General features: G+C 63.2%; 27 protein-coding genes. 13 read left to right on the top strand and 14 right to left on the bottom strand.

Features of this window, described 5'->3' with window-relative positions; genetic code table 11:
* Nucleotides 1-40 precede the first annotated feature (40 nt).
* Complete coding sequence (locus tag ABUH87_RS12885; RefSeq protein ID WP_367774285.1) at nt 41-1,606, top strand: DUF389 domain-containing protein; 1,566 nt, start codon at nt 41-43, stop codon at nt 1,604-1,606.
* An 88-nt stretch (nt 1,607-1,694) separates the two neighbouring features.
* Complete coding sequence (locus tag ABUH87_RS12880; protein WP_367774284.1) at nt 1,695-2,996, top strand: dicarboxylate/amino acid:cation symporter; 1,302 nt, start codon at nt 1,695-1,697, stop codon at nt 2,994-2,996.
* Between the two features lies 1 nt (nt 2,997).
* Here the strand turns inward: ABUH87_RS12880 and nth are convergent, their stop codons facing one another.
* Nucleotides 2,998-3,657, bottom strand: a complete 660-nt coding sequence (gene nth, locus ABUH87_RS12875; RefSeq protein ID WP_367774282.1) for an endonuclease III — start codon at nt 3,655-3,657, stop codon at nt 2,998-3,000.
* On the bottom strand, nt 3,654-4,394 hold the full coding sequence (dapB, locus tag ABUH87_RS12870; protein WP_367774280.1) for a 4-hydroxy-tetrahydrodipicolinate reductase: 741 nt from the start codon (nt 4,392-4,394) through the stop codon (nt 3,654-3,656). The genes nth and dapB overlap by 4 nt, the downstream gene beginning before the upstream one ends.
* A gap of 35 nt (nt 4,395-4,429) precedes the next feature.
* Between dapB and ABUH87_RS12865 the strand changes: the two genes are divergently transcribed.
* Complete coding sequence (locus ABUH87_RS12865; protein WP_367774515.1) at nt 4,430-5,143, top strand: NAD-dependent deacylase; 714 nt, start codon at nt 4,430-4,432, stop codon at nt 5,141-5,143.
* Here the strand turns inward: ABUH87_RS12865 and ABUH87_RS12860 are convergent.
* Genes ABUH87_RS12860 through ABUH87_RS12850 form a run of 3 tightly spaced genes read right to left on the bottom strand, consistent with a single transcriptional unit; the run spans nt 5,140 to nt 6,900 of the window.
* Nucleotides 5,140-5,562, bottom strand: coding sequence for a DUF1810 domain-containing protein (locus tag ABUH87_RS12860; RefSeq protein WP_367774278.1), 423 nt, complete (start codon nt 5,560-5,562; stop codon nt 5,140-5,142). The genes ABUH87_RS12865 and ABUH87_RS12860 overlap by 4 nt on opposite strands.
* Nucleotides 5,559-6,338 (bottom strand): HesA/MoeB/ThiF family protein, encoded by a 780-nt coding sequence (locus tag ABUH87_RS12855; RefSeq protein WP_367774276.1) that lies wholly within the window; start codon nt 6,336-6,338, stop codon nt 5,559-5,561. The genes ABUH87_RS12860 and ABUH87_RS12855 overlap by 4 nt, the downstream gene beginning before the upstream one ends.
* Nucleotides 6,339-6,348: 10 nt before the next feature.
* The gene (locus ABUH87_RS12850; RefSeq protein ID WP_367774274.1) at nt 6,349-6,900 is read right to left on the bottom strand and encodes a DUF983 domain-containing protein; all 552 of its coding nucleotides are present in this window, start codon (nt 6,898-6,900) and stop codon (nt 6,349-6,351) included.
* A 13-nt stretch (nt 6,901-6,913) separates the two neighbouring features.
* Between ABUH87_RS12850 and ABUH87_RS12845 the strand changes: the two genes are divergently transcribed.
* The gene (locus ABUH87_RS12845) at nt 6,914-7,270 is read left to right on the top strand and encodes a hypothetical protein (RefSeq protein ID WP_367774272.1); all 357 of its coding nucleotides are present in this window, start codon (nt 6,914-6,916) and stop codon (nt 7,268-7,270) included.
* Nucleotides 7,271-7,333: 63 nt separating this feature from the next.
* Here the strand turns inward: ABUH87_RS12845 and dnaA are convergent, their stop codons facing one another.
* The 3 genes from dnaA to mutM form a co-directional block, all read right to left on the bottom strand.
* On the bottom strand, nt 7,334-8,764 hold the full coding sequence (dnaA, locus tag ABUH87_RS12840) for a chromosomal replication initiator protein DnaA (RefSeq protein ID WP_367774514.1): 1,431 nt from the start codon (nt 8,762-8,764) through the stop codon (nt 7,334-7,336).
* A 504-nt stretch (nt 8,765-9,268) separates the two neighbouring features.
* Nucleotides 9,269-9,529, bottom strand: a complete 261-nt coding sequence (rpsT, locus tag ABUH87_RS12835; protein WP_367774270.1) for a 30S ribosomal protein S20 — start codon at nt 9,527-9,529, stop codon at nt 9,269-9,271.
* A 143-nt stretch (nt 9,530-9,672) separates the two neighbouring features.
* On the bottom strand, nt 9,673-10,485 hold the full coding sequence (gene mutM / locus ABUH87_RS12830; RefSeq protein WP_367774268.1) for a bifunctional DNA-formamidopyrimidine glycosylase/DNA-(apurinic or apyrimidinic site) lyase: 813 nt from the start codon (nt 10,483-10,485) through the stop codon (nt 9,673-9,675).
* Between the two features lie 127 nt (nt 10,486-10,612).
* Here mutM and ABUH87_RS12825 point away from each other — a divergent pair, with 127 nt between their 5' ends.
* From ABUH87_RS12825 to dut, 5 genes are read left to right on the top strand one after another with little or no spacing between them, the layout of a single operon-like run.
* Nucleotides 10,613-11,344, top strand: a complete 732-nt coding sequence (locus ABUH87_RS12825; RefSeq protein ID WP_367774266.1) for a class I SAM-dependent methyltransferase — start codon at nt 10,613-10,615, stop codon at nt 11,342-11,344.
* Between the two features lie 25 nt (nt 11,345-11,369).
* Nucleotides 11,370-12,938, top strand: coding sequence for a 2-polyprenylphenol 6-hydroxylase (gene ubiB, locus ABUH87_RS12820; RefSeq protein ID WP_367774264.1), 1,569 nt, complete (start codon nt 11,370-11,372; stop codon nt 12,936-12,938).
* Complete coding sequence (locus ABUH87_RS12815; protein ID WP_367774262.1) at nt 12,905-14,119, top strand: glycosyltransferase family protein; 1,215 nt, start codon at nt 12,905-12,907, stop codon at nt 14,117-14,119. Before ubiB ends, ABUH87_RS12815 begins: the two co-directional genes overlap by 34 nt.
* 26 nt (nt 14,120-14,145) lie before the next feature.
* Nucleotides 14,146-15,555, top strand: a complete 1,410-nt coding sequence (locus tag ABUH87_RS12810) for a bifunctional phosphopantothenoylcysteine decarboxylase/phosphopantothenate synthase (RefSeq protein WP_367774260.1) — start codon at nt 14,146-14,148, stop codon at nt 15,553-15,555.
* The gene (gene dut, locus ABUH87_RS12805; protein WP_367774258.1) at nt 15,542-16,012 is read left to right on the top strand and encodes a dUTP diphosphatase; all 471 of its coding nucleotides are present in this window, start codon (nt 15,542-15,544) and stop codon (nt 16,010-16,012) included. The genes ABUH87_RS12810 and dut overlap by 14 nt, the downstream gene beginning before the upstream one ends.
* A 95-nt stretch (nt 16,013-16,107) precedes the next feature.
* On the opposite strand, the gene ABUH87_RS12800 is transcribed toward dut, so the two are convergent.
* Entirely contained in the window at nt 16,108-16,794 is a 687-nt protein-coding gene (locus tag ABUH87_RS12800) for a DUF4136 domain-containing protein (protein ID WP_367774256.1), read from the bottom strand.
* A gap of 206 nt (nt 16,795-17,000) precedes the next feature.
* On the opposite strand from ABUH87_RS12800, the gene ABUH87_RS12795 reads away from it, so the two are divergent.
* Nucleotides 17,001-17,648 (top strand): MOSC domain-containing protein, encoded by a 648-nt coding sequence (locus ABUH87_RS12795; RefSeq protein ID WP_367774254.1) that lies wholly within the window; start codon nt 17,001-17,003, stop codon nt 17,646-17,648.
* A 24-nt stretch (nt 17,649-17,672) separates the two neighbouring features.
* On the opposite strand, the gene trpS is transcribed toward ABUH87_RS12795, so the two are convergent.
* Genes trpS through secB form a run of 3 tightly spaced genes read right to left on the bottom strand, consistent with a single transcriptional unit; the run spans nt 17,673 to nt 20,838 of the window.
* Nucleotides 17,673-18,692 carry a tryptophan--tRNA ligase gene (gene trpS, locus ABUH87_RS12790; protein ID WP_367774253.1) on the bottom strand — a complete coding sequence of 340 codons (1,020 nt, stop codon included), beginning with the start codon at nt 18,690-18,692 and terminating at the stop codon, nt 17,673-17,675.
* 13 nt (nt 18,693-18,705) lie between these two features.
* A complete protein-coding gene (murJ, locus tag ABUH87_RS12785) occupies nt 18,706-20,301 on the bottom strand; it encodes a murein biosynthesis integral membrane protein MurJ (RefSeq protein ID WP_367774250.1) in 1,596 nt (531 codons plus the stop codon).
* A 27-nt stretch (nt 20,302-20,328) separates the two neighbouring features.
* Complete coding sequence (gene secB / locus ABUH87_RS12780; RefSeq protein ID WP_367774248.1) at nt 20,329-20,838, bottom strand: protein-export chaperone SecB; 510 nt, start codon at nt 20,836-20,838, stop codon at nt 20,329-20,331.
* Nucleotides 20,839-21,116: 278 nt separating this feature from the next.
* On the opposite strand from secB, the gene ABUH87_RS12775 reads away from it, so the two are divergent.
* The 3 genes from ABUH87_RS12775 to ABUH87_RS12765 all read left to right on the top strand — a co-directional run bounded on the left by ABUH87_RS12775 (nt 21,117) and on the right by ABUH87_RS12765 (nt 23,565).
* Nucleotides 21,117-21,791: a Tim44/TimA family putative adaptor protein gene (locus ABUH87_RS12775; RefSeq protein ID WP_367774245.1), complete on the top strand. Its 675-nt coding sequence runs from the start codon at nt 21,117-21,119 to the stop codon at nt 21,789-21,791.
* A gap of 242 nt (nt 21,792-22,033) precedes the next feature.
* Entirely contained in the window at nt 22,034-22,978 is a 945-nt protein-coding gene (gene mltA, locus ABUH87_RS12770; protein WP_419956698.1) for a murein transglycosylase A, read from the top strand.
* A gap of 47 nt (nt 22,979-23,025) precedes the next feature.
* Nucleotides 23,026-23,565, top strand: a complete 540-nt coding sequence (locus ABUH87_RS12765; RefSeq protein ID WP_419956697.1) for a Smr/MutS family protein — start codon at nt 23,026-23,028, stop codon at nt 23,563-23,565.
* A gap of 91 nt (nt 23,566-23,656) precedes the next feature.
* On the opposite strand, the gene ahpF is transcribed toward ABUH87_RS12765, so the two are convergent.
* Entirely contained in the window at nt 23,657-25,267 is a 1,611-nt protein-coding gene (ahpF, locus tag ABUH87_RS12760) for an alkyl hydroperoxide reductase subunit F (protein ID WP_367774243.1), read from the bottom strand.
* Nucleotides 25,268-25,396: 129 nt separating this feature from the next.
* Nucleotides 25,397-25,963, bottom strand: a complete 567-nt coding sequence (gene ahpC / locus ABUH87_RS12755; RefSeq protein ID WP_367774242.1) for an alkyl hydroperoxide reductase subunit C — start codon at nt 25,961-25,963, stop codon at nt 25,397-25,399.
* Between the last annotated feature and the right edge of the window lie 93 nt (nt 25,964-26,056).

Here is a 26,056-nt window from a genome sequence, read left to right as displayed (position 1 = left end):
ATGAAGGTGAATGCCGCGGCGCAGCGGTCTAGGAGGCCGAATGGCGCATGTGCAACACACGGACGGTTTCGCCTCGGCGGTTCACGACCGGCTTGATGACGTGCCCCTGTACCGCTGGTGGCGCGAGCATATCGTGCGGTCTGTAAACCATGGCCAGGTGATCGACAGGATCGTTGACGAGAGCGGCTGGTCTCCACGCTATTTGTTCATGACGATGATGTCTGCGGGCATCGCCGTACTGGGTCTGCTGCTTTCTTCCCCGGCGGTCGTCATCGGCGCCATGCTGATCTCGCCGTTGATGAGTCCGATCCTGGGCCTTGGCTTCAGTCTCGCGCTTTTCGACTTTGCTGAGATGCGGCGTGCGATGATTTCGCTCGCGGCTGGCTCCGCTTGCGCCGTCCTTTTCACCGCGCTCATTGTTTCGTTCTCGCCCTTGCAGGCGCCCACCAGCGAAATCATCGCGCGCACGCGGCCCAACTTGTTTGACCTGCTCGTTGCGCTTTTTGCCGCGCTGGCCGGCACTTTCGCGATCATTCGCGGGCGTGGCGAGACGATCGTGGGCGTCGCCATCGCTACCGCACTCATGCCGCCGCTCGCCGTCGTGGGCTACGGTCTAGCAACGTGGAACCTTCCCGTTCTGGCGGGGGCCTCTGCGCTTTACGTGACCAACTTCGTGACGATTGCGCTCTCCGCCACGGTCATGGCGCGGTTCTATGGCTTCGGGCACTTTCTCTCGAGTCAGCAAAGCTGGATGCAGACAGTTGTGCTGTTCCTTGTGTTCGCGGGCATGGCCGTTCCACTCGCGCTGTCCTTGAAGCAGATCGCCGGCGAAGCGCTTACAGTGTCGCAAGTCCGCTCGTATCTGTCCGAGCAGTTCGGCGCGGACGCGAGGGTGACGCAGCTTGATGCCAACTTCGATGCCAATCCCATGCGGTTCAGGGCCGTCGTCATAACGCCGCGTACGCGCATGCAGCCGGCCGCCGAGTTGCAGGAGCAGTTGGAGCAGCGCGTGGGCAAGCCGCTGCGATTGCAAATTGACCAGGTCCTGCTTGAGCCCGGCGCCGGTTCGCTGGAAGCACAGCGGGAGGAGCTGCGACAGGCTGCTGACGCGGTCAGTGGTGAAAACGAGCGGGTTGCGGCGGTTGGGCGAATGGTCGCACTCGCGGGCGGAGTCGCACCGGAGGCCGTCACGATTGATCGAGATCACCGCCGCGCTACCGTTGCTGCCGCGCCGCTGCCGGACGCGACTTTGTCCACCTACCGCGCTCTGGAAGAGCGAGTGCAGGCCCAGGCACAGGGTTGGGCGCTCACGATCGTGCCGCCGCTCGCACCTTTCCCGACGATCAGCTTCGCGGATGGAGAGGACGCTTTGGACGGTGCCACGCGCGAAGCCGTGCTGACCACAGCCTGGGCGGCGCAACGCTGGAATGTCGATACGCTTGCGGTTCCGGGATTGACTGAGCCCGCACCAGAGCGACCACTGCTGGCACAACGCCGCGCTTCCGCGATCGCCGCTCTCTTGCGGCAGAATGGGGTGTCCGTAGTCGCGGCACCTGCCGAAGGGCAGTCGTTCCGGCTTGCCGCGCCCCAGGTAGAAACGCCATGAACGCCCCCCAACTGCGGGCTTGCGCCGAACTCGCACGCTTGCTTCCCTTGATGCTCGAACGAATGCCCAGCGAAGGATACCGCTCCACATGAATGAAGTCGCGACTGCCGGGGCGCACCCAGGGGAAGCGCAAACAAGCGGGCTGCAGTGGCGGATCCTGATCGGCTTCATTGCAGGGCTTGTGGCGGGTTTGCTCGTCTACACCTTCGCCGCCGGAGATCCCTGGGTCGCCACGATTGTGACTTACGTGACGGGTCCAATCGGCCAGGTGTTCCTGCGGCTGCTGTTCATGCTGGTCTTGCCGCTGCTGTTCTCAGCGCTGGTGATCGGAATCGCGGAGATGGGCGAAATACGGGCGCTGCGCCGCGTCGGGCTCGCCACGTTGCTCTACACAGTGATCGTCACCGGCCTGGCGGTCGTGTTGTCACTGACATTGGTCAACCTGTTGCAACCGGGAGCGGGCGTGGACCGCGACGCGGCGCAGGCGCTTCTGGAGCAAGGGGGGCAGGCGGCAGCCGGCATCGTCGCCAGCGCGGACGAGTCAGCCAGTGGTGTGGATGCGGTGCTGGGCCTCGTACCGACCAATGTCGTCGCCGCCATGAGCCAGAACGACATCCTGGCGGTGATGTTCTTCGCCCTGTTCTTCGGCATCGGCATCCTCTTGGTGCAGACGCCGCGCACGCTCACACTGAAGGATGCCATTGAGGGGATCTTCGAAGTGGCGATGAAGCTGATCGGCATCGTCATCCAACTCGCCCCAATTGCGATCTTCTGCTTCATGTTCAATCTGGCCGCACAGTTCGGCTGGGACCTCCTGTTCAAGCTTGCCGCCTACGTCGGAGTGGTTTTGCTCGCGCTTGGGCTGCAGATGTTCGGCGTATTCTCGGCGCTGCTGGCCTTCGTGGCCAGGAGGAATCCGATCACCTTCTTCCGGCAGACGCGCGAGGCGAGCCTGATGGCTTTCTCCACGGCCAGTTCGAATGCCACGCTGCCTACCGCCTTGCGAGTGGCGGACACGGAACTGAAGCTGCCGCCGAAGGTCGCCCGCTTCGTGCTGACGATCGGCGCGACGGCTAATCAGAACGGCACGGCCATGTTCGAGGGCGTGACGGTCCTGTTTCTGGCCCAGTTCTTCGGAGTGGATCTCGACCTGGGTCAGCAGTTCTTTGTCATGCTGGTCTGCATCCTCGCCGGGGTTGGCACGGCAGGAGTGCCTGCGGGCTCCTTGCCCGTGATTGCATTGATCCTCGGCAGCGTAGGCGTCCCGCCCGAGGGCATTGGCCTGATCCTGGGCGTCGATCGGTTCCTCGACATGTGCCGAACGACCTTGAACGTCATTGGCGATATCGTTGCCGCAACGGTGATCTCGGCAGTGGCGGGAGAGGACTAGCTCAGCTCTTCGCTTTGCGTCCGGGCTTTTCCAGCACTTTGGCCTTGAAGGAGCACAGGTCCACGACGGGGCAGCGCCAACACTCCGGCATGCGTGCCTTGCAGATGTAGCGGCCATGCAGGATCAGCCAATGGTGCGCGCCCACTCTGAATGGTCCGGGGACTTTCTTCTCCAGCCCCAATTCGACTGCCAGCGGCGTCTTGCCCTTCGCCATGCCGGTGCGGTTGCAGACGCGAAAGATATGGGTATCGACCGCGAAGGTCTCGGCCCCGTGTGCGGAATTGAGCACGACATTGGCCGTCTTCCTACCCACTCCGGGCAATGCGGTGAGGGAGTCGCGATCCGCTGGTACTTCGCCGCCGTGCTCGCGCTCTAGGATTTCGGACAAGGCGATGACATTCTTCGCCTTCGAGTTGAACAGGCCGATCGTCTTGATGTGCTCTTTCAACTCTTCCTCACCGAGCGCGATCATCTCCGAAGGAGTCTTTACCTCCCGAAAGAGCGCGCGCGTCGCCTTGTTGACGCCAACGTCGGTGGACTGCGCGGAGAGCACGACAGCGACCAGGAGCTGGTACACGTTTCCGTATTCCAGCTCCGTCTGAGGGTCGGGATTCTCCTCGGCCAGACGGCGAAAGAACTCGAAGACGTCTGCTTTCTTCAAAGGCCCAGAACCTCTGGCATGGTGTAGCGGCCCGGCGTCTGTCCGACGAGCCACTCGCATGCCCGCACAGCGCCCTTCGCGAAGATGGTGCGGTCCTCTGCCAGATGGGAAAGCGTGAGGCGCTCGTTGGCGCCGAGGAACAGGACGGAGTGATCCCCGGCGACTGTTCCCCCTCGCAGAGCGGCAAAGCCGATCGTCCCCGTCCCCCGCCTGCCAGTCATGCCGTCCCGCCCCCGTTCCGAGGCCTCTGCAAGATCGACCCCGCGCGCCTTTGCGGCCGCTTCTCCAAGCAGAAGCGCGGTGCCCGACGGCGCGTCGACTTTCATGCGATGGTGAGTCTCGACGATTTCTATGTCCCAGTCCTCGCCGAGCCTTGCCGCTGCCTCCTGAACGAGGTGCGCAAGCAGGGTCACGCCCAGAGAGGTGTTGCCGGTCTGGAGTACAGGGATGGTTTCTGCGGCGTGGTCGATAAGGAAGTGGTGGCGCTCCTCCAGCCCGGTGGTGCCGATGACGACCGGAACGCCCGCTGCCGCAGCGGCATCGAGATTGCCCTCAAGCGCAGCGGGGGACGAGAAGTCGACCAGGACCTCGCTCTGCGCTGCCAGCGCCGTGACGTCGCCATCCTTGTCGATGCCTCCCGCGACCATGTGACCTGCCTGCACGACTGCGGCGGCAATTGCCTGGCCCATGCGCCCCGCGCTGCCGATGATGCCGATTCTGGTGGCCGAACTTGTCATTGCATGATCCCCTTTGGGCGTGTCTCATGGCGGCGATGAAGGACATCCGCAACATCGTCATTCTCACCGGCGCGGGCGTGAGCGCCGAGAGCGGCATCGATACGTTCCGCTCCGAGGGCGGTCTATGGGAGCAGCATCGGGTCGAAGACGTGGCCACGCCCGAGGCCTTCATGCGCGATCCCGATCTGGTGCTGCGGTTCTACGACATGCGCCGCGAAGCTATCCAGACGAAGCAGCCCAATGCGGCGCACCATGCGCTGGCCCGTCTGGACGCGGAGTGGCCGGGCGACCTGCTGATCGTTACGCAAAACGTTGACGACTTGCACGAGCGCGCCGGCGCGCGCCGTGTTCTGCACATGCACGGTGAGCATCTGCTCGCCTGGTGTACAGCATGTGACGTTCGCTCCCTTTGGGTAGGGGCTTTGCTCCAGCGGCCTGCTTGCCCTGCATGCGGAGAGAAGGCTCTGCGGCCCGACGTGGTCTGGTTCGGGGAAATGCCCTACCGGATGGAGGAGATCTACGAGGCTCTGCGCAAGGCGGATCTGTTCGTATCGATTGGCACGTCAGGCGCCGTCTATCCGGCCGCCGGGTTCGTCCGGCAGGCACGGCAACTGGGCGTGGCAACGCTGGAGCTGAACCTTGGGCCCTCACAAGGCACGCTCTGGTTCGAAGAGGCTCGCCATGGACCGGCGACTGAACTGGTCCCGGCGTGGGTGGATCAGGTGTTGGCCGCGATAGGCGAAGGCTAGTCGGAAGTGCGCGGCAACAGGTCCAGCGTTCGCGGGTCGGGGCTGCCGAACCAACGCTTGATCGTTCCTTCAAAGGGCGCTCCCGCCGCTTCGAACAGTGTAAGCGATGAGCGTAACTTCATCGCATCGACGGAACCGAACACACGCTCCGCACTGGTTCCGGTCAACGTGTCCAGCGCAGCCACGCACTCGCGCAATCGCGCGCCAAGGATTGGATGGGCGAGATAGGCCCGTGCTTCGTCCAATGACGTAATCGCGTAACGCTGCGCCATGGCACTGTGGCCTAGCCCTGCGATCTGCGGAAAGATGTACCACATCCAATGGCTGTGCTTCGCTCCATCCTGGATCTCGCGCAGCGCCTGGCCATAGCTGCCTTCTTGCGCCTCCACGAAGCGGTTCAGGTCGTATGCGTCTGTCATCGGGCTCCCTTTGCGCCGCAGCCCTTGCAATCGGGGTCCTTGGCGATCGCTATGGTGCGGAGCGATGGCGCCAGGCCGTTCAGCAGGTGGAGTTTGCCGAATTGAGGCTCTCCCAGCGCGGCATGGCCTTGCAGGAGGACGCGGATGGCCTGCATGGCACCGAAAGTACCGACCATGCCGGCCATAGCCCCCAGAACGCCGTCTGCGGCGCAAGTGTCGCAGTCCTCCGCATTGAAGGCGTCGCCCACGAAGCATCGGTAGCAGGGCTGGTCGGGCAGGTGCCCGGAGAAGCTTGCTACCTGCCCTTGGAAGCGTCCGATCGCGGCGCTCGTCAGGGGAACTTGCGCTTCAACGCAGGCGTCGGAGACCGTCAGGCGAGTCGCGAAGTTGTCACAGCCATCGAGCACGACGGTCGCGCCGTGGAGGATCTGCAGGACGTTATCCCTCTCGACCCGCTGGACGAGCGCACGGACCTCAAGGCCCGGATCGAAGCGCCGTATCCATTCGGCGGCCACCTCTGCCTTCGCGCGGCCCACGTCCGAGGGCGTGAAAATCGTCTGCCGTTGCAGATTGCTGAGGTCCACCGTGTCGGAATCGACAAGGGTCAGCTGTCCGGTGCCCGCCGCAGCCAGGTACTGAAGCGCGGGGCTGCCTATGCCGCCACAGCCGATGAGCACGACGTGGGCATGCGCGAGGCCCACCTGGCCAGCGCCTCCCACTTCGGGCAGAACGATATGCCGGGCGTAGCGGGCGAGGCGATCTGGAGAAAGGCTCATCCGGTCGCGCTCAATCGCGAAGGGCAGGCCCGGCTTCCGGCTGCCGTTCCTTCACGAAACCATGAAGCCCGTGCCACCATTGCGTCGCGATTACGGCCCCCTTGGCTGACTGAAGCATGCCCAGCATCATCGCCACCGAAAGCGGTATCAACAGAGCGAACACTGCAAGCGGCGACCAGTCGTAATCGAGCGGCAGGGCGATCATCAGCGGTGCAAGCACGTGGCCCGTAATAAGGATCGCTATGTAGGCGGGAAAGTCGTCGGCACAGTGGTGTGACCAGTTCTGGCCGCACGAGGCGCAGGCATCCACTGATTTCAGCCACTTGCGAAACAACGGAGCCGCGCCACAGCGAGGACACTTGCACAAGGTGCCGCGCTGGACAGCCTGCCAGTAAGAGGAGGGCAAGGCAGGGCTAGCCGAGGGAAGGGTCGTCATGGCGGCGGCATAGAGCAGGGGGGCGGCAATGGGAAGCGCGCGCTGTGCTGCTCCGTACCCGGCCTGATCCGAACAAGGGGCGGGAACGCGCTTCGTCGTGCGGTCGTTTCCTGTTCGCGAAGCCATCTTGGAGAGGCGCATGGACTACAGGAAATTCAGTATCGGTCTGGGGTTGTTTTCGTTTGCGCTGGGCGCGGCTGAGCTGGCTGCGTCTCGCCGCATTGCTCGCAAGCTCCACGCCCGCGGCCATGAAGGGCTTATCCGCGGGTTCGGCGCGCGTGAGATACTTGCCGGTGCGGGTCTGCTCGCCGCTCCTTCCCGTCCCATCGCAGTGTGGAACCGGGTAGCGGGCGATGCCATGGATCTTGCGGCCTTGGGTGCCGCGGCGAGGAAGTCGCCAGGCAGCCGCAATGTGTGGGGCGCGATCGCGTTCGTGGCAGGCGCTACCGCACTGGACCTTTTCGTGGCGCGAGGACTTGGCCGCCGCACGGCCTGATTGTCGAAGGCTGCGGCGGCAAGGGTCTCGCTACGCTGTGGCGTCACTCAGAGAGCGACGATCTCAGCTTTCGAGCTGGCGCAGGAGCGAGCGGACGTCGCCATCCATGTCGGCGTCCCGGGTACGAAGCTCCTCGATCAGGCGTACCGCGTGGATGACCGTTGAGTGATCGCGGCCGCCGAACTTGCGGCCAATCTCAGGATAAGAGCGGGGGGTGAGTACCTTGGCAAGGTACATCGCGACCTGCCGCGGCCGCACTACCGCGCGCGCGCGCCGCTTGGAGCTCATCTCCGTCTTGTCGATACGGTAGAACTGGCAGACCGTGCGCTGGATTTCGTCAATCGTGATCCGGCGGCGATTGGCCGAGAGGATATCGGTCAGTTGCTCTTCCGCGAGCTGAAGGGAGACCTGCTGCCCGGTCAGCTGTGCGTAGGCGATCAGTTTGTTGAGGCCGCCCACCAGTTCGCGCACATTGCGGTTGATGGTGCGGGCGAGGAACTCGATCACGTCTGCAGGAACATCGATCGCGGCGAACCGCGCCAACCGGCTTTCGAGGATGGAGCGACGCAGTTCTATGTCGGCTGGCTGGATATCCGCCACGAGCCCCATGGAGAGGCGCGACAACAGGCGCGGCTCGACGCCATCGAGCGCCTGAGGTGCACGATCCGCTGCGAAAACAAGGCGCTTGCCTTCGGCCAGTAGCGCGTCGATCGTGTAGAGGAGCTCTTCCTGAGCGCTCGCCTTGCCGATGATGAACTGAATGTCGTCGACCAGCAGGAGGTCGAAGCCGCGCAGTCGGGCTTTGAACTCGATCATCTGGTTCTGGCGCAGTGCCTGCACAAACTCGACCATGAACCGTTCGGCCGAACAGTAGAAGATGCGCGCGCTGGGATGGCTCGCGAGATACGCGTGGCCGATGGCATGCAACAGGTGAGTCTTGCCCTGCCCCGTTGCCGCTTTGAGATAGAGGGGCGAAAACTGCGGTGCTTCGGTCGCGGCCATGCGCTGAGCGGCGTTGCAGGCAAGAATGTTGCTGGTGCCGGTTACAAACGAGGCGAACGTCTGCGACGCGTCGATGCTTGCAGAGCCTTGGCCGAGCGAGGCGAAGGCCTCGCCTTCGAGCGCAGCACTTAGGGCGTCGGACGCACCTTGCGCCGAATCGTTAGCAGGCCGGCGTGGATTGCCGCCACTGCCCAGCCGCAGCTCTGGAAGCTGCCGGCGGCCGGGATGGACCAGGATGCGGACGTGGCGAACGTCGGGACGGGCGATCTTCCATGCGAGCGAGAGGCGGTCTGCAAACCGGTCAGCCACCCAGTTCGCGGAGAATTCCGTCGGCAGGTACAGATCGAGCGTGCCGGTCTCGCCGCAGTAGTTGCCGGGCTGGATCGGCTTGATCCACTGGCTGTGGACCTGCTGGCCGAGGTCTTTGCGCAGACCCTGGCTGATGTCGGCCCAATCGGCCGCCAGGTTCAACGCTTCTTGATCCTCTTCCATTTCCACCCGCACTGCTTTCACTTTCCTGCCTGCGACTACTGCCGGCTGAATTGCTGAAGTCCCCGTCACCCCGACCGCCTCCTGCTTTCGAGCTGCCCGAACCAATGCCACCCTTTGGCACTATTCCGGGCATAACTCCGCCGTCGGTCACAAACGAGGTTTGCGACCCAATTCCTGCACGTTATCGATTTTGAACCCGGCACGTTCTGTAACTGCCGTGGACCTTTCTAGGTAGGCATCCGCTCCCAAGGCAAGAGCAGCTCAGCCAAATAAAAAAACTATTTCCGGTTGACAGCGCGAGCACTGACGCAAAACCTTCATATTCAAAATTAGTAAGTAAATTCAAACAGTTACGTCTTTTCTTCAACCGAATCGCAGCAATTCCGGGGGGTTGCGAAAAGACCGGTTTCAACGCTCTCTGCAGAGACAAAACAGGCCGGAGGTCTCCCCCCGGCCTTCGTTCTTGTTCCGTACTGTTTCAGCTCCTCAGGGAGCCGAATCAGATCAGAGTGCGGAAACCCGCTTTGACAGGCGCGACATCTTCCGCGCCGCCGTGTTCTTGTGGAGCACGCCGCGAGCGACACCGCGCGCCAGTTCCGGCTGGGCGGCCTTCAGCGCTTCGGTGGCTGCAGTCTTGTCACCGCCGGCAAGCGCAGTCTCTACCTTCTTGATGAAGGTGCGGATGCGGCTGACGCGGTTCGTGTTGATCTCTGCGCGACGCTCATTGCGGCGGATGCGCTTGCGGGCTTGCGGCGTATTGGCCATGTCTGTCCTCGTACTGGCCGATCGCGGCCTTCGCTGTCGGGTTAAAGTTCTGCTGGCGAACGGAGTCGCCGGGAAGGGCGGCCCTTAGCCGCATGCCCCCAAATCGTCAAGCACGCGGTTCCATCGATGATCGTTCAGAGGGCCTATTTCTGGCACTTGGGACACCAGAAGGTGCTGCGCCCTCCCTGCACGAAGCGTTCTATCGCAGAGCCGCAGGGACAAGCATGGCCTTCACGTCCATAGACCTTCCACGACGTCGCGAAGTAGCCGAGTTCGCCAGAGGGCTGTGCATAGTCGCGGATCGTTGAGCCGCCGGCAGCGATGGATTCGGTCAGCACGTCGCGCACAGCCGGAACAAGTCTCTTCAGAGCAGGCAAGGAGACAAGCCGCCCCTCCTTGTCGGGTCGGATGCCCGCGCGGTGCAGTGCCTCGCAAACATAGATGTTGCCCAGGCCCGCAACGATCGCCTGGTCGAGCAATAACTGCTTCACGGGAGCGAGGCGTCCGGAGAAGATGCGCCGCAAGTGCGTGGGGGTAAAGTCTTCGCCCAAGGGCTCAGGGCCCATGGCAGCGAATGGTCCCCAGTCGCCCAGCTCGCCGGTGACAACAAGATCCACCGAGCCGAAGCGGCGCGGATCGTTAAGAGCAAGGACGTGGCCGCTCTCCGTTTCGAGCACAAGGTGATCGTGCTTCTCCATCGCTTCCGGATCGATTCGCCAGCGCCCCGACATCCCGAGGTGGAATACCATCGTGGAGGCTCTGTCCGTGTGGATGAGTCCATATTTTGCGCGCCGGTCGAGCGTCGTGACGCGCGCGCCGGTGAGCGTCTGTCGCAGGTCGTGCGGAAAAGGGCGGCGCAGGTCTGCGCGATTGAGCGTGACGCGTGCGATGCGCTCACCTTCAAGGTAGCGCGCAAGTCCGCGGACGGTGGTCTCTACTTCGGGGAGTTCAGGCATTGAGGCGGCATATAGGGCTCCTGGCGAAATTCGCGAGGTAGCTGCTTTGCCGTCTGTCGGTTGATGCCTTGGTGCACTCGCTCGCTCTCCTCTTTGCGGCTCGGACAAATCCCCCTAAGGCGAAGCCATGAGCGATACCGTTTCCTTCGGCTACGAAGAGGTCAGCCCCGAGGAGAAGACCGAGCGCGTCGGCTCCGTGTTCTCCAACGTCGCGCGCAAGTACGACGTCATGAACGATGCCATGTCAGGTGGTATGCACCGACTGTGGAAGGATCGTTTCGTGCGGCGAGTGAAGCCCCGCGAAGGCGAAGCGATTCTCGATATGGCGGGCGGCACGGGCGACATCGCCTTCCGCCTGGCTGAGCGTGGCGCGCAAGTGACGGTAAGCGATATCAACCAGGACATGCTGGACGTCGGTGTTGAGCGCGCCATGCAGCGCGGGATCGACGGCCTCGTCTGGTCGCGGCAGAATGCGGAGGAGTTGTCTTTTCCAAACCGGTTCTTCGATGCCTACACGATCGCCTTCGGCATTCGGAACGTGACGCACATCGACAAGGCGCTGTCCGAAGCATTTCGCGTGCTGCGCTACGGCGGCCGGTTCTTTTGCCTGGAATTCTCGACCGTCGAGTGGCCCGGTTTCAAGGAAGTGTACGACGCCTACTCGCACAAGCTGGTCCCCAAGATCGGACAAGCCGTGGCGGGTGACGCGGAATCGTATCGCTACCTGATCGAATCGATCCGCAAGTTTCCGAAGATGCCCGAGTTCGAGGCGATGATCCGCGGTGCGGGGTTCGTTCATACCAAGGTAGAGCCGATCATGGGTGGGCTCGTCGCGATCCACAGCGGCTGGAAGGCGTGATAACGCCACAAGCGAAAGTCTGCGCGTGACCCGTCCTGCAACCCATATTCTGCGTCTGCTCAAGTGGGGGCGCGTGCTCGCCCGTCATGGAGCGCTCCGAATAATCGAGGAGGGGCGTAACACTCCCGCTCCGGTCCGGCGGCTCTGCCGTATTGCCCGATTTGGGACCCGGCAGCCGGCGATTCCCGACTACGCGCGCGCTTTCCAGGAGATCGGCCCTGCGGCTATCAAGCTGGGGCAGACGCTTGCCACGCGCCCTGACATCGTAGGCGAAGAGGCGACGCGTAATCTGCTCAGTTTGCAGGACAGCCTTCCACCGCTGCCCTTCGATCTGGTCAGGCGAGAGATTGAGGACAGTTTCGGCGCACCGCTTGAGGCACTGTTCGCATCCTTTGAGCCTGAGCCGATCGGGTCTGCCTCCATCGCGCAAGTCTATCGTGCGACTAGGCCCGATGGAGCGACCGTCGCAGTCAAGGTGCTGCGGCCCGGCGTCCGGGAGCGGTTCGCGCAGGATATCGAAACGTACGAGTGGGCGGCTGCTCATCTCGAAGCACTTGGCGGTGAGGCTGCACGGTTGCGACCGCGGGCTGTCATCGCGAACCTGAAGCGCTGGACCCTGCGTGAACTTGACCTGCGTCGAGAGGCTGCATCGGCCTCGGAACTGGCAGACGCCATGAAAGGGTACGAAGGCTATCGCGTCCCGAACATCGACTGGGATCGCACCAACGGCCGGGTGATGACCCTAGAGTGGATCGAAGGCATCAAGATCAGCAACATGGAGTCGCTGCGGAATGCTGGGGTCGACATGCCCCTGCTTGCCAAGCGGCTCGTCCTTGCGTTCCTGACCCAGGCGATCAACGCCGGTTACTTTCATGCCGACATGCACCAGGGCAATCTGTTCGTGCAGCCGGGCGCTCACGATCCCGCCGGCACCATTGTTGCCATCGACTTCGGGATCATGGGGCGCATCAACAGGCAGGCCAGGCAATGGCTGGCCGAGATTCTCTACGGCCTGACGACGGGCAACTATCGCAGGGTCGCGGAGATCCACTTCGAAGCGCAGTACGTACCCTCGTATCATTCAGTCGAGGAGTTCGCGACGGCACTGCGCGCGGTGGGCGAACCCATGCGTGGCAAGCCCGTGAGCGAACTCTCCGTGGGGCAGATGCTGGACGGTCTGTTCGCTATCACGCGCGAATTCGACATGCAGACGCAGCCGCACTTGCTGCTGCTGCAAAAGACGATGGTGATGGTGGAGGGGCTGGCGACCGCGCTCGATCCGAAAATCAACATGTGGGATGTGGCCGCGCCGTTCGTCCGCAACTGGATCCGCGATGAGCTTGGCCCTGAAGCCTTCCTGGCCGATCGCCTGCGTACCGACGTGGACACCCTGCTGCGTCTTCCCGCGCTGGTACGGCGGATAGAGGAGAGATATCCGCCCAAGGGCGGAGCGCCCGAACAGGCGCCGTTGCCGCGCGTAGAACTGATATGGGCTCGTAAACGCCGTTCTAACCACTGGAGCGGATATGTTGCCGCCGCGGTTGGCGGGGGCGTTGCGGCGTGGGTTCTGACACTATCGGGCTTGCTGAGCTGACAGGCCGAGGCGCGGGGCCACAATCTCGCGCCTTCTCTCATCGTCGCGCAGAAGCGTGGGACCGTTTCGCCCAATGGTCGCCAGTTGCCGCACGCCTCTGCCTTGCAGCCCTTTTGTTGCTTCTGGCAGCTTCAGCGGTCGTACCTCTCGAGCGACCGGGAGGTGACCCGCCGGCTGTCACGACAACGCGGGATGGACGGCCGATTCTTGGCGCTGACGAGTACGACCAGGATATCGCTCTGTATGAAGCTGCAATCCGCAGGATCGAGGCGGGGCAGCACTACTATGACTTCATCGCAACCGAACACCGGCTGCGGCACTATCCGGTCCGGCCAGGATTCTCCGTAAGGCTACCGACGCTTGCGTATCTCGAGGCCGGGCTCAACAAGCTCGCCCTCGGCGTGCCCCTATCCATCGTCATCATGGTCGCTTCGGTTGTAGTCTGGTGGCGCCGCTTCGGGGAAGAGCCGGGAGTAGGCGGCCTGCGGCGGATTGCTACGGCCATGGCATTTGTCGGCGCTTCACTGGCCGTCAACCGCCACTACTATGCCCTGCATGAGCTATGGGCTGGCATGCTGCTCATGCTCTCCTTCGGCCTGCACCGCGCTCCCACACTGCAGCGGCCCGCACGCTGGCGATGGGCGTTCATCTTCGCGGCACTTGCGCTGTTCATTCGTGAGCACTCGTTGCCATTCGTTCTACTCATGGGCGCCACGGCGGCATGGCGGCGCGAGTGGAGAGAGGCGGCGGCGTGGTCTGCGCTGGTGCTTTGCTTCCTGGCCGTCCTCTCGGTGCACCTCGCGATTGTCTCAAGCTTGGTCCTGCCGGGCGATCCGCTGGGGCCGAGCTGGCTTGCGCTGCGCGGTCTGTCGGGCTGGCTTGGCAACGTCGTCGAATCCAGCAACCTGCGCTTGTTACCGCACTGGATTGCCGGTCCTCTGGCAGTTCTGACATTTCTCGGATGGGCAGGTTGGCGATCACCAGCGGGCACTTTCGCCTTCTTTATCGCGGTAGGTTACGGAGTGATCTTCATGATCGCGGGCCGCTGGGACAACTTTTACTGGGGAGCCATGATCGCACCGATGCTCTCAGCGGGATTGGTTTTCGCTCCACGCGCACTTTGCTCTCTGATCGATGCCGCGGACTTTAGCTGGAAGCCGGTCAAGGCCATTGCACGCTAACCGGCGGTGATGCAGAAGCGGAGCCGATGTCTGGCCCGCGCATACTGCTCGTGGTGGGCGGCGGAATCGCCGCTTACAAGTCCTGCGAACTCGTCCGCATGATCCGCAAGGAAGGCGGCTCCGTGACATGTGTGTTGACGGAGGGGGGAAGCCACTTCGTGACGCCGATGGCGCTGGCGGCACTCTCGGAGAACCCGGTCTTTACTACGCTCTGGGACCTCAAAAACGAGACGGAGATGGGGCACATCCAGCTGTCGCGGCAGGCAGATCTGATTGTGGTTTGCCCGGCCACAGCTGACCTCATGGCGAAGATGGCCGCGGGCATAGCGGACGACCTTGCGACGACTTTGCTGCTCGCGACTGACAAGCCCGTCATGGCTGTTCCGGCGATGAACGTGAGGATGTGGCAGCACCCGGCCACAATGCGGAACGTGCGGACGCTGCGGGACTCTGGTGTCGATGTGTTGGACCCTGAAGAAGGGCCCATGGCTTGTGGCGAGTATGGTCCAGGGCGCCTGCCAGAGCCGGTCGCTGTCTGGCATAGGATAGCTTCGGCTCTCGATTTGAACCCGAACGCAATGGCAGCGCCTCGTTACGGGGAACCGATACCAATGCCGCTCAGCACCTCAGGTTCCAAGGTTGCGGGGGGCATCGGAGCGGGCGCAAGTCAGCCTGGAAAAGACGCTTGGTTGCAGCGCCAGGACGAAGCGCCAAATGCCGCACCTGCTGATCCCGCGCTGTTGAACGCATCTGGCGCCTTGCCTCATCAGAACGTTCCTGATGACGGTCGTTCTCAGCGGCTTGTTGGACGCCATGTCCTGGTCACGGCCGGCCCCACTCATGAGCCTATCGATCCGGTGCGCTACATCGCGAACCGGTCATCGGGTAAACAGGGCTTCGCGATTGCAGCCGCCGCCGCGCGTGCTGGCGCCAGAGTCACACTGGTCGCTGGCCCCGTGAACCTTCCCACACCCCGGGGCGTGGATCGGATCGACGTCGAGAGTGCTCGGGAGATGGCTGCCGCCGTGAAGGGCGCTCTACCTGCCGACGTGGCGATCATGGTCGCGGCCGTAGCCGATTGGCGTACGAGCACCGTTGCCGAAGAAAAGATGAAGAAGCGCGGGTCAGCGCCTCCTGCGCTACTCCTGACCGAAAATCCCGATATTTTGGCGTCGGTGGCGGCGAGCGCGCAAAGGCCGCCCTTGCTGGTGGGATTTGCTGCCGAGACGCAGGATGTGATCCTGCACGCTCAAGAGAAGCGGCTGCGCAAGCAGGTTGACTGGATTGTCGCGAATGACGTCTCGGGGGACGTCATGGGGGGCGATGCCAATGCTGTTCACATTATACGCGCAGACGACGTCGTGAGCCTGCCGGAAATGCCCAAAGAGGACGTCGCGCGCATCCTCGTCGAAAGGATTGCAGATGCACTCGCCTGATACCGTACCTGTTCCCGTCAAGCGACTGGCGAACTTCGAGGGTCTCGAACTGCCTGCCTATGCGACGGACGGAGCAGCCGGAATGGACGTGCTGTCGGCAGAGGACCTGATCCTCCCGCCCGGTGCACGGCACGCGGTCTCCACCGGCTTGGCTTTCGCTATCCCGCCGGGCTTCGAGATCCAGGTGCGCCCACGCTCAGGACTAGCCTTGAAGCACGGGATCACGGTCCCCAACACGCCCGGAACCATCGATTCCGACTACCGTGGGGAGTTGAAGGTGATCCTGATCAATCATGGCCAAGAGAGCTTCGAGATCAGACGCGGAGACCGCGTTGCACAACTGGTGCTTGCGCCCGTGACGCGCGCCTCATGGCTGAAAGTCGAAGAACTCGATCACACCGTGCGCGGCGAGGGGGGCTTTGGGTCCACCGGTGGGGTGGTTTCGCTCGGCAATTGAAGAGCGCCCTGCGTTTGGCGCAACTGCGAGAAAGAAAAGGGCGGATCCGCTTTTCAGCGAACCCGCCCCTCGGTGTCTCCCGTAAGGGAGCCAGTCTACCTCTTCGTCTTTTCCGGCGCGACGGTAATGCGCACGGTCTCTCCGGAGTTCCCGGGGAAGTTTGTGAACATCGCTTCGACAAGGTTCGGCACAAGGTACTGCAGTCGATCCGAAGTCGACACGGCCTCGGCCTGGCCCTCGAACAGGCGCTGGTTATCGGCGCGACGGTCGATCTTCAGCGAGATTCCGCTTGTGTAGACGGTGTAGCTCTCGACGCCGCGGTCGAAGAAGGGATCGTACCAGCCATAGCGCCATGGGCCTCCGACACCGAACCCGCCAAAGCGGCCGTAGCCCCAAGGACCATAGGGGCCGTAGCCGTACCAAGGGCTCCATGCCGGATAAGCGCCCACGCCCGTCGAACGGACACGCTCGCGCCCATTGTCGACACCATAATCGAACCGCACCAGCAGTTGCGCTTGCTCCGGGTTTGCGACCGGGCTGTAACCTTGCTGCGCCAGTTTGGCTTCCACCAGGCGCGCATAGTTGTTGAACTCTATGCCACCAGCCATCGAGGGGTCGTCGGCAACGACCGCGAATGTCTGCCCTGCGGGTGCGGGAAGTTGCGACTGGAACCGCGACACGTCAGCGCGGAACGGGGATGCGCAGGCAGCCAGCGTTGCCAGCATCATCACCACTGCCACCGCCCGCAAGCGGCCGAAGCCGTCTTTGGGGATCATAGTCATGCTTTTGTTCTCCGTGGGCCGAAGGACCCGACACGCCTCTCCCGGCGCGGCCCGCCCAAATACTGTGGACTTGATACACCAGTTCGGCTGAATACCGGTTGAATAGAGCCACTTATGCGACCAGATGTACTCTGATGAGCGTTCATGGCCTTGTTGTTCGCTCCTGCTCGCCGCGGCACTTCTCCATGTAGGAAGCACAATCTGCGATGACGACCCCGATTCTATCGATCAACTGCGGAAAGGTTGCTCCGTTCCGGGGCAGCGATTCGAGTGCGATCGGCAAGTGGCCGGTCGAAGGCCATGTGCATGTGGAGAGGCTTGGTCTGGCCGGAGACGAGCAGGCAGATCGAAGTGTGCATGGTGGACCTGACAAGGCGATCCACCACTATCCCCACGATCACTATGCCTGGTGGGCTCAAGAGCTGCCCGAGTGCACGCTGTTAAGCTCGGTCGGCGCATTCGGAGAAAATGTGTCGACCGAAGGGCTGGCTGAAGATGTGGTGTGTATCGGCGACACATTCCGCCTGGGTACCGCGCTGGTGGAGGTAAGCCAGGGACGCCAGCCATGCTGGAAACTGGACCACCGCTTTGACGGCGCGCCCATGATGAAGCGTATGATCAGCTCGCGTCGTTCGGGATGGTACTACCGCGTTCTCGAAGAGGGCAGTGTCGGAGCGCAGGATGCGCTCGTGCTGGTGGACCGTCCGTTCCCTGATTGGAGCGTCGCGCGAGTGTTCGGCCTGCTCGTTGCTGGCGGGCACAAGCGTGACCGGGCGGGGCTGGAAGCCCTCTATCGTGTGAAGCCGCTTTCGGAGGCATGGAAGAAGCGGCGCGCAGCCCTGCTAGGAAACTGAAGCTGCTGCGCCGCTCGAAATCACTCAGCCTCTGACGAGGCCGAGAGCGCGGTAAGCTGCATCGAGTGTCGGCAAAGCCAGCGCGCGTGCCTTATCTGCGCCTGCCTTGAGGATTGCGTCCAGCGCGTCACGGTCGCGTCGCAGTTCCATGAAGCGTGCGTTAATCGGCGCTAACCGTTCGACGAGCACTTCTCCCAAGGCTGGCTTGAACCTGCCGAAGCCTTCTCCTCCGAAGCGGGAGAGCACGGCTGGTACGTCCTCGCCCGCCATCGCCGCGTAGATGCTGACGAGATTGGCGGCCTCCGGTCTGCCCTCCAGCCCGCTCTTCTCCGAGGGAAGGGGCTCAGGATCCGTCTTGGCCTTCTTCACCTTCTGCATGATCGTGTCAGCGTCGTCGGTGAGATTGATCCGGCTCATGTCCGACGGGTCGGATTTGCTCATTTTGGCTGAGCCATCGCGCAAGCTCATGATACGTGCGGCCTCGGGCGGAATGAACGGCTCAGGCAGCGTAAAGACGGGTGCTTGCTCTGATCCAAAGTCATTGTTGAACTTCTGAGCAATGTCCCTGGCAAGTTCCAGGTGCTGCTTCTGGTCGTCGCCGACAGGTACGTGGGTCGCCTGGTAAAGAAGCACGTCAGCGGCCTGCAGCACCGGATAGGTGAACAGCGCAACGCTCGCTCCCTCCCGGTTCTTGCCAGCCTTGTCCTTCCACTGCGTCATGCGGTTGAGCCAGCCCATTCGAGCGGTGCCGTTCAGCAGCCACTGAAGCTCGGAATGCTGCGGTACCTGCGCCTGGTTGAACAGGATCGACCGCTCCGGATCGATCCCGCAGGCGACCAGGGCTGCGACCATCTCGCGTGTGTTGGACGCAAGATCGGCTGGCACATGCGGCATCGAGATCGCGTGAAGGTCGGCCAGGAAATAGAGGCACTGTCCGCCCCGTGCTTGTGCCTCGTCCTGCATGCGCACCCAGTTGCGAATGGCGCCCAGGTAGTTGCCGAGGTGCAGGTTGCCGGTAGGCTGGATGCCGGAGACGATACGCATGTAAAGGGCCCGCTTATTCCGAGAGATTGACCGGCTCCTTGGCCGGACGTCGCCGCCGTAGCTGGGCCAGGTGTCCTTTGTCGAGGGCGCCGACGAGCCAGGCCACGGCGAAGAAGACAATCGCGCCTGCCGCAACCAGAATGGCCAGCGACCATGCTCGCTCAACGACATTGCCGCTGTAACGCTCCGCCATCAGCGGCAGCAGCGCCCAGAGGCCCAGCGCCATGACGCCGGCAGCGAACGCCTGGCGAAGCACGCGCGAGAGCAGGGCGCCGCTCATTCGGAACCAGCCCCTCAGGTGAAGGATCGCGTAGAGTGTCGCCACGTTCAGCGTCGACGTGAAGGCCGTTGCGGCTGCCAGCCCGATGATGCCGTAACGAGGGACGACAATGAAGTTCACGCCGATGTTGATGACGAGCGCACCGGCCGCAATCCAGACCGGCGTGCGGGTATCCTCTCGGCTGAAGAAGCCCGGTTGAAATACCTTCACCAGCACATAGGCCGGCAGACCGCAAACCAGCGCGGCGACGATGTCCGCCATGATCGCACCATCCGCCAGCGTCATCTTTCCCCCTACGAAGAACGCGGTGACGAATGCAGGTGCGCAGACAGCCAGGGCAGCAGCGGCGGGCAGAGTGAGCAGGGTCGCCATCTCCACAGCACTGGCCTGAAGGCGCTGTGCGCCGCTTTCGTCGCCGGACTGGATCTGCCGTGCCAACATCGGCAGAATCGCAGTGCCCAGCGCGATGCCGACGATCCCCAAGGGCATCTGGTTAAGTCGATCCGCATACTTCAACAGCGTCAGTGAGCCTTGCTCCAGCGACGTGGCGAAGAACGTGTCGACGAACTGGCTGATCTGGTAGATGCCGGCGCCAAAGGTCGCGGGCAGGATCAACAGGCCGAGCCTCTTCACTTCGGGGGTGAGGCGCGGGAACCTGAATTGCAGCCGGACGCCTGCCTTGCGGGTCGCCCAGGCCATGTAGGCCAGCTGCACGGCGCCTGCAGCGGACACTGAGATCGCAAGCGAGCGCGCAACGGTGACATCGCTACCTCCGGCCTCCCGCAGGAAGTACCCGGCTGCGATCCCCGAGATCAGCGTCAGGTTCAGCAAGACCGGCACGAAGGCGCCGGGCGCGAATTTCGAATGCGCGTTGAGTACGCCTGAGAGCAGGGCCACAAGGCTGACCAGTGCCAGATAGGGAAACGTCACGCGGCTGAGTGATACGGCCAGTTCGAACTTGCCCGGTACAGACTGGTACTCGCTTGCCAGAAGCCACACGATGCCTGGCATTGCCAGCATGGCGAGTGCCGAGAAGCCCAGCAGGACCCAAACGAACACTGCCAGTACATCATTGGCGAAGCGCTCGGCGGCGGCCTCATCGGCTTCGCTGTGCAGAGCGCGTGTGTACATCGGAACAAACGCGACGGAGAACGCGCCTTCGGCGAAGAGCCGGCGAAATGTATTCGGCAGGACGAAAGCGAGCTGGAAAGCGTCTGCCGCCAGCCCGGCACCCAGCACGCGCGCAAGCAGGATGTCGCGCACGAAACCGAATACGCGGCTGACTGCCGTCAGCCCGCCGATCGTGCCGACGTTGCGGAGGAGCCCCATGGGGAGAGCCTCACCCCCGCCGCTGGATCAAGCATTCCCCGCAGGTGGAGCGCCAGCGCCCTGCTGCGACGCAAGCTGCTGCACGTAGAGGCCGTTGAAGTCGATCGGCTCCAGCATCAGCGGTGCGAAGCCCGCGTCACGGACGGCCTCGGCAATGATGTGGCGGGCAAAGGGGAACAGGATGCGAGGCGCCTCGGCGAAAAGAAACGCATGTGCCTGCGCGTCGGCAAGGTTGCGCATGCCGACGAGGGCGCAATAGCTGAGATCGACTGCGAAGGCCGTGCCGGCGTCGGAGCGGGAAGTCACCACGATCTTCAGCTCGACCTCGTGAACTTCACCTTCCAGCGGCGTTGCGCCGATGTTGAACTGAACATCGATCTGCGGCTGGTCCTGCCACTGGAAGCTCTGCGGCGCATTCGGGTTCTCGACCGACAGATCCTTCACATACTGCGAGATGATGCCGGCGACCGGGGAGTTATCCTCTCCATTGCTCTCGCCAAGGTTCAGGTCGGAGATGATGTTGTCTTCGTCGGCCATTGTGCCCGGTGCTTTCTCAAGAGGAGGTGTACGCCAGTTTCAGCGGGCGCGCCTAGCACTGGCATGGCCGGGCGGCAATGCGCCTGTCGACGTGTCAGAACGTCCGAAGAGCTTAGCCGGGGCAGTCTCTCTGGTTATGCCGGAGGCTTACGCGCCTCACGGACCAGCGCATTTTTTGCATATAGAAGGCAACTCACGCGTTGTTCATTTGTAAAGCCTACCTATGTGGGGCTATGCCGTTGGCCTATCCGACGGAGAGGAAGGACGGTTAGTTAGACGTGACGGTCGAAATCGTGATCCTGGCGATGATCGCAGCTTTTCTGGGGCTGCGTCTCTACTCAGTGTTGGGCCGGAGGGCCGAGCATGAGGAAGAGCCGATTCCCGGACGCGTGGACAGCCGCCGTGCTGGCGTCGGTGCGCCGCGCGTGGGCGCCCCAGCCAAGGCTGAGGACGCTGCCGCTGCGAATAACGTGCGGCAACGCGAGATGCCGACGGTATCGGCGACCGTGGAGCGCGGCTTGAGGGAGATTGCGGCGGCAGACCGGCGGTTTGACGCATTCGCCTTTCTCGACGGCGCGCGTGGTGCTTACCGCATGATCCTCGAAGCCTTCTGGAAGGGCGACAAGGACGAGCTGCGCCACTTGTGCGATCCGGCCGTGTCGGATGGTTTTGCCGCCGCGATCGATGCCCGCCGTGAGGCTGGCGAGACGCTCGACAACCGCCTCATCCGCATCGAAGACAGCACGATCACCGCGGCCGGTATGGAGGGTAATCGCGCGCGCATCACTGTCCGCTTCCGCAGTGATATCGCTGCAGTGACGCGCAATGCCGAGGGTGCGGTGGTTGCGGGCTCGCTTGACGATGCCGTGGAGGCCGTTGATGTGTGGACCTTCAGCCGCGATGTTTCGTCTCCCGATCCTGATTGGCTGCTCGACGAAACCGACGAGGGCTGACTTTGCGCTGGGTGCGGCTTGCGGCTGCCTCTAGCCTTGCTCTTCTCGTTTCCGCCTGTGGACGTCTTGTGCCGGATGCCCGGGCGCCCATCGTTGTGCCACCTCTTGCAGGACAGTCTGCGCTTCAACTTGGGCTTCGTGAAGGACCTGCTGTGTCCTCATTGGGGTTGCGGCAGGCCGACGCGGCGGCCGCAATGCTCTCCTTTCGAGAGAGTTGCCCAAAGCTGACGACGCGAGTCGATGTGAGCGGGCTGACCCGCCCCGAAGACTGGAGCGAGGCCTGCGCGGCGTTCGCGCAGTGGCCCTATGGGCGAGCCGAGCGCTTTTTCGAGCGTCATTTCGAGGCGCTGCAGATCGGAGACGGACGGGCCTTTGCGACCGGCTATTTCGAACCAGAGATAGCGGGATCGCGAACGCGGTTGCCGGGCTACGATTTCCCTGTCTATGCGCTGCCATCCGACCTCGTGCGCGCCCAGGCAGGTGACGCTCCTCCGCTTCGGGACGGCCGCATGCCCTTGGGGCGTTACGATGCCGCTGGGCGCTTCCTTCCCTATTACGATCGCACCGAAATCGACAATGGTGCCTTGGCAAACCGAGGATTGGAGCTTGCCTGGGTCAGAGACCCGGTCGAATTCTTCTTCCTGCAGGTCCAGGGGTCGGGACGCATCCGCTTGCCGGACGGTGCCGTCATGCGGATCGGCTATGCCGGCCAGAACGGTCATGCGTATACCGGCATTGGCGCACTCATGCGCGAACGCGGCCTCATCGGAGAGGGCGCTGGCCAGTATCCTGGATCGATGCAAGGCATCATCCAGTACATACGCGAAAACCCCGAGGACGGGCGGGCGCTGATGCGCGAGAACAGAAGCTGGGTGTTCTTCCGTGAGTTGACGGGGGACGGCCCCATTGGTGCTTTGGGCGTTCCCGTCCGAGCCGAAAGCTCCGTAGCGGCAGATCCCAAATTCGTTCCGCTCGGCGCCCCAGTGTGGCTGAGCCTGGACCGCCCAGAGGCGAACGGCTTGTGGATCGCGCAGGATACCGGAGGGGCCATAAAGGGCGTGAATCGCTTCGATACCTTCTGGGGCGCTGGCGAGGATGCCCGCCGCCTTGCCGGTACCATGAGCGGGAGAGGGCGCGCCTACGTTCTGGTGCCCAAGGGAACGCTTAACCGCCTTCGCAGCCAATGAGGACGCAGCGCCGTCTTTCGCCCGACGAAGCCGCCATATGGCGCAAGGTGGCAGACACTGTCACGCCGCTGAGGCGTGCACCGGCCAAAGCGGTCGAGGTGCCCCTGGTCCCGGCGGCCGTGGCCGCTGCCGAGAACGCAGGCGCGGCGAATGCTCCCTCCTCTCCGAAGCGCCAGGTCGAGCGGCCCTTGTTGAGGCCGCCTCCTACGAAGCCCGCTTCCAGTCCCGCCAAAGAGAACAAAGTCGGGCTCGATGCCTCGTGGGAGCGCAAGATCGCACGCGGAGGGATTGAGCCTGATTTCAGCCTCGACCTGCATGGCGCCACGCTGGACCAAGCCTACGGACGCCTCATGCACGGGCTTACGCAAGCGAAGTCGATGGGAGCAAGGGTGGTATTGATCGTCGCCGGCAAGCCGCGCCCGACCGAGTTTGCCGACCGGGCCACTGCGCGCGGCGCGATACGCGCCAAGCTGGTCGACTGGCTCGGCGCAAGCTCCCACGCCCATTCCATCGCAGCAATCAGAGGTGCTCACCGCAGGCATGGCGGGACGGGCGCCGTCTACGTGATTCTGAAAAGGTCGCGCTGACCAGGCCGCGTTGCCAGTCCAAGCGGCGATCAGGGAAAGGGCGGCGATCCGCAGACCACCGCCCTCCCGTCTCAAGGTGCGACCCGAGGACTTACTCTGCTGCGACGGCTTCCTGGAAGCCTTGCGCGACTTCATCCACCGCCTCGTTCCGGATCAGGTAGTCGAAAGCGCTGAGCGCTGCCTTCGAACCCTCGCCCATAGCGATGATGATCTGCTTGTACGGCACTGTGGTCGCGTCTCCTGCCGCGAATACACCCGGCAGGTTGGTTGCGTTGTGCGCGTCGACGACGATCTCTCCAAAGCGCGTCATCTCCAGACCGGACTCCTTCAGGAATTCGGTATTGGGCACCAGTCCGATCTGAACGAAGATGCCCTCCAATTCGATCTTGTGCTCCTCGCCGGTCTCGCGGTTCTTGTAGACGAGCGCGTTCACTCGCTCACCGTCGCCCTCGACCTCGGTGGTCTGGGCCGAGGCGATGATGTCCACGTTCTTCATCGACCGCAACTTGTCCTGAAGGACCTGGTCGGCCCGCAGCTTGCTGTCGAATTCGATCAGCGTCACGTGACCGACGATGTTGGCGAGGTCGATTGCCGCTTCCACGCCGGAATTGCCGCCGCCGATCACGGCCACGCGCTTGCCCTTGAACAACGGTCCATCACAGTGGGGGCAGTAGGCCACGCCTTTGTTGCGGTATTCGGCCTCGCCCGGCACTCCCAGGTTACGCCAACGCGCGCCGGTGGTGAGAATGACCGATCGCGCCTTCAACGATGCGCCGTTGGCAAAGACGACTTCGTGCATGCCGCCCAACTGCTTGGCCGGTATCAGCTTCTCCGCGCGCAGCAGGTTCATGGAGTCGATATCGTACTCCTTCACGTGCTGCTCCAGCGCGCCCGCGAGCTTGGGACCTTCGGTGTAAGGTACCGAGATGAAGTTCTCGATGCCCATGGTGTCCTGGACCTGGCCGCCGAAGCGCTCGGCTGCGATGCCGGTGCGGAAGCCCTTGCGTGCGGTGTAGATGGCGGCTGCGGCGCCAGCGGGGCCACCGCCGATGACCAGCACCTCATACGGGTCCTTGTCGGCCAGCTTGGCTGCGGCGCGCTCCTCGGCACCGGTGTCGAGCTTGGCGAGGATCTCCTCGACGCTCATCTTGCCCGAGCCCCACATCTGGCCATTCAGGAAGACGGCAGGCACAGCCATGACGCCGCGCTCATCGACTTCCTGCTTGAAGGTGCCGCCCTCGATGAGGGTCGCGGTCACTCGCGAGTTGTAGAGCGCCATCAAGGTGAGTGCCTGCACCACGTCGGGGCAGTTGTGGCACGAGAGCGAGAAGTACATCTCGAACTCGAAGTCGCCTTCGAGATTGCGGATCTGCTCCAGCGTCTCGTCAGAAACCTTGGGCGGATGACCACCGGCCCACAGCAATGCCAGCACCAGCGAGGTGAACTCGTGGCCGAGCGGCAATCCGGCGAAGCGGACCCACTTCGTGGCGTCGGAGGCGCGTCGGATGATGAAGCTGGGGCGGCGCGCGTCGTCGCCGTCGAATGTGGCGGTGACCTTGTCGGAAAGACCGGAGATGATCTCCAGCAGCTCGCGTGTTTCCGCCGACTTTGCATCGTCGCCAAGCGAGGCGACGAGCTCGATCGGCTCGCGCAGCATGCCGAGATATTGCGAGAGCTGTTGCTTCAGGTTGGCGTCGAGCATGTCGAAACTCCAAGGTGTATATGTTCTTGAGGAGGTTGGCGGCCCCAGGGCTGGGTGGGGGAGGGGTGAGCCCCGGGGCCGCTCCTCAGGCGGCGTCAGGCGCCGGCTGGATCGGACGAGACGATCGGATCAGAGCTTGCCCACGAGGTCGAGCGAAGGAGCGAGCGTCTCGCTGCCTTCTTCCCACTTGGCCGGGCAGACCTGGCCGGGGTGCTCGCGCCAGTACTTGGCGGCCTTGATCTTGCGAACGAGTTCGGTGGCGTTGCGGCCCACGCCCTCGGGGGTGATCTCGACGAGCTGGATCACGCCGTCCGGATCGACCACGAAGGTCGCGCGGTCAGCAAGGCCAGCGCCTTCGCGCAGCACGCCGAAGTTGTTGGTGAGCGTGTGGTTCTGGTCACCCAGGAACGCGTACTTGAGCTTGCCGATCTTGTCGGACGTGTCGTGCCACGCCTTATGGCTGAAGTGGGTGTCGGTCGAAACGCCGAACACCTCCACGCCCATGCCCTGAAGCGTTTCGTACTGCTCGCCAAGGTCTTCCAGCTCGGTCGGGCAGACGAAGGTGAAGTCGGCGGGATAGAAGAAGAACACGGCCCACTTGCCTTCGATGTCCTTCTCGGTGACGTCAAAGAAGTCCTTGCCGGCTTGGAACGCGGTGTTCTTGAACGGCTTGATGGTGCTTCCGACAATACCCATGAATGTGTCTCCCTCTTTGCATGGTGAGTTACCGCAACGGGAGATAGGCGCAGGACGCGCGGGTTGGTAGCCCAAAGGTCCGATTGGATTAAT

This window comes from Novosphingobium rhizovicinum (assembly GCF_040813635.1).
GTDB lineage: Bacteria > Pseudomonadota > Alphaproteobacteria > Sphingomonadales > Sphingomonadaceae > Novosphingobium > Novosphingobium rhizovicinum.
Note: the sequence above shows the minus strand (reverse complement) of the source record. Positions and strands in the feature narration are given on the sequence as shown.